The following is a 3218-nucleotide window of genomic DNA, read 5'->3' as shown; positions in this document are numbered from 1 at the left end:
TGCTCTTTGACAAGTGAAGAAAGAAAGAGAAGCGTAGGCGGCGGTGTCCTTGCGGACGGTCCTGATGGACTGTCGAGAAAAGACATCGACCAATGTCTATGCTTTGGTGAGTACACCGCTTCGGTTTCGGCCGGAGTGAGATGGACTCTGTCAATTTGCGTAGAGATTTAAGTCGAGATCAAATTCTTCAACTTGAGAGTTTGATCCTGGCTCAGAACGAACGCTGGCGGCAGGCTTAACACATGCAAGTCGAACGCATCCTTCGGGGTGAGTGGCAGACGGGTGAGTAACGCGTGGGAACGTGCCCTTCAGTTCGGAATAACCCAGGGAAACTTGGGCTAATACCGGATACGTGCGAGAGCAGAAAGATTTATCGCTGAAGGATCGGCCCGCGTCTGATTAGCTAGTTGGTAGGGTAATGGCCTACCAAGGCGACGATCAGTAGCTGGTCTGAGAGGATGATCAGCCACACTGGGACTGAGACACGGCCCAGACTCCTACGGGAGGCAGCAGTGGGGAATATTGGACAATGGGCGCAAGCCTGATCCAGCCATGCCGCGTGAGTGATGACGGCCTTAGGGTTGTAAAGCTCTTTCGGCGGGGACGATAATGACGGTACCCGCAGAAGAAGCCCCGGCTAACTTCGTGCCAGCAGCCGCGGTAATACGAAGGGGGCTAGCGTTGTTCGGAATCACTGGGCGTAAAGGGCGCGTAGGCGGCCGTTCAAGTCGGGGGTGAAAGCCTGTGGCTCAACCACAGAATTGCCTTCGATACTGTTCGGCTTGAGACCGGAAGAGGTAAGTGGAACTGCGAGTGTAGAGGTGAAATTCGTAGATATTCGCAAGAACACCAGTGGCGAAGGCGGCTTACTGGTCCGGTTCTGACGCTGAGGCGCGAAAGCGTGGGGAGCAAACAGGATTAGATACCCTGGTAGTCCACGCCGTAAACGATGAATGCCAGCCGTTGGGCAGCTTGCTGCTCAGTGGCGCAGCTAACGCTTTAAGCATTCCGCCTGGGGAGTACGGTCGCAAGATTAAAACTCAAAGGAATTGACGGGGGCCCGCACAAGCGGTGGAGCATGTGGTTTAATTCGAAGCAACGCGCAGAACCTTACCAGCCTTTGACATGTCCCGTATGGGGAGCAGAGATGCACCCCTTCAGTTCGGCTGGCGGGAACACAGGTGCTGCATGGCTGTCGTCAGCTCGTGTCGTGAGATGTTGGGTTAAGTCCCGCAACGAGCGCAACCCTCGCCCCTAGTTGCCATCATTGAGTTGGGCACTCTAGGGGGACTGCCGGTGATAAGCCGAGAGGAAGGTGGGGATGACGTCAAGTCCTCATGGCCCTTACGGGCTGGGCTACACACGTGCTACAATGGCGGTGACAATGGGCAGCGAACCCGCGAGGGGGAGCTAATCCCAAAAAGCCGTCTCAGTTCAGATTGCACTCTGCAACTCGAGTGCATGAAGGCGGAATCGCTAGTAATCGTGGATCAGAACGCCACGGTGAATACGTTCCCGGGCCTTGTACACACCGCCCGTCACACCATGGGAGTTGGTCTTACCCGACGGCGCTGCGCCAACCGCAAGGAGGCAGGCGACCACGGTAGGGTCAGCGACTGGGGTGAAGTCGTAACAAGGTAGCCGTAGGGGAACCTGCGGCTGGATCACCTCCTTTCTAAGGATGGTCTCTTATGAACCGGCATCCGCCGGCTCTATCGGACCTCTTTTGAACACAAGGGATCAGTCAGATCCCACGATGCGGGACGCTGCCGTCTTCGTTTCTCTTTCTTCTCCGGATACATCGATCAGGGCTGCTCTTTTGGGGCGGTTTGGGATGGAAGTTCGGGCCTGTAGCTCAGGTGGTTAGAGCGCACCCCTGATAAGGGTGAGGTCGGACGTTCGAGTCGTCCCAGGCCCACCATTATCTTCGGGGCCTTAGCTCAGCTGGGAGAGCGGTAGCTTTGCAAGCTTCAGGTCGTCGGTTCGATCCCGACAGGCTCCACCATTCCTTCGATCGTGCGAACGTATCCGGTGTCCACCGGCCATGAGGCTTCATGGTCGTGGATCTTGTCTGAGGTTCGTGTTCTCCCCTTCGGGGTGAGGGCGCGGATGTTTGAAATCGTAAAGAGGCAGCATATCCGGCCAGCGGGCAACCTAGTCCCGCGAACCAGCCACGGCCCGCAGCCGTGCGCGCCGGATATGCTTGGCAAGCAAAAATATGTCTTTTGGAGAAATCCGAAAGACAGGTCTTTCTTGAGATCGAAGTCCGGTCTTTGCCGAGCGGACATCGATCATGAGAGTAATCAAGTGTCGTAAGAGCATCTGGTGGATGCCTTGGCGCTGAGAGGCGATGAAGGACGTGGTACGCTGCGAAAAGCCTTGGGGAGCTGCGAACGAGCTTTGATCCAAGGATCTCCGAATGGGGAAACCCACCTTCGACCCTTTGTATTGTGAATGCAGGAGCGATCCTGCGTTTGCACTACGGAGGGTCAGATGAAGGTATCAAATCCTGAATCCATAGGGGTTTGAAGCGAACCCGGGGAACTGAAACATCTAAGTACCCGGAGGAAAGGACATCAAACGAGACTCCGTTAGTAGTGGCGAGCGAACGCGGACCAGGCCAATGCCTGCATGATCTTCACTGGAACCGCATGGAAAGGCGGGCGAGACGGGTGATAGCCCCGTACAGGTCAGGGTGATTGCAGGATTTGAGTAAGGCGGGACACGTGAAATCCTGTCTGAACATGGGGGGACCACCCTCCAAGCCTAAGTACTCCTCAGCGACCGATAGTGTACTAGTACCGTGAGGGAAAGGTGAAAAGCACCCCGACGAGGGGAGTGAAACAGTTCCTGAAACCGGATGCTTACAAACAGTGGGAGCCCAAGGTTCGTCCTGGGTGACCGCGTACCTTTTGTATAATGGGTCAGCGACTTACAGTAACGAGCAAGCTTAAGCCGATAGGTGGAGGCGCAGCGAAAGCGAGTCTGAACAGGGCGTTTTGAGTTCGTTGCTGTAGACCCGAAACCGGGTGATCTAGCCATGAGCAGGTTGAAGGTGCGGTAACACGCACTGGAGGACCGAACCGGTGCCTGTTGAAAAAGTCTCGGATGACTTGTGGCTAGGGGTGAAAGGCCAATCAAACTCGGAAATAGCTGGTTCTCCGCGAAAGCTATTTAGGTAGCGCCTCGCGTGAATCCCCCAGGGGGTAGAGCACTGG

At 55.8% G+C, this 3218-nt stretch carries 2 tRNA genes and 2 rRNA genes (1 of these 4 cut by a window edge); all 4 read left to right on the top strand.

The window, feature by feature from the left end:
* Nucleotides 1–188: 188 nt before the first annotated feature.
* Nucleotides 189–1675: ribosomal RNA gene (locus LG661_RS24030) — 16S ribosomal RNA — on the top strand.
* A 169-nt stretch (nt 1676–1844) separates the two neighbouring features.
* A tRNA-Ile gene (locus LG661_RS24025) sits at nt 1845–1921 on the top strand.
* 8 nt (nt 1922–1929) lie between these two features.
* Nucleotides 1930–2005, top strand: a tRNA-Ala gene (locus LG661_RS24020).
* 296 nt (nt 2006–2301) lie between these two features.
* A 23S ribosomal RNA gene (locus tag LG661_RS24015) occupies nt 2302–3218 on the top strand; it runs 1893 nt beyond the window's last position.
* Together the 16S and 23S rRNA genes with 2 tRNA genes alongside form the textbook arrangement of a ribosomal RNA operon.

Source organism: Microvirga roseola (genome assembly GCF_020866965.1).
In the GTDB taxonomy this organism is placed as follows: domain Bacteria; phylum Pseudomonadota; class Alphaproteobacteria; order Rhizobiales; family Beijerinckiaceae; genus Microvirga; species Microvirga roseola.
The sequence above is the reverse complement of the archived record's forward strand: the minus strand, read 5'-3'. Positions and strand labels throughout refer to the sequence as shown.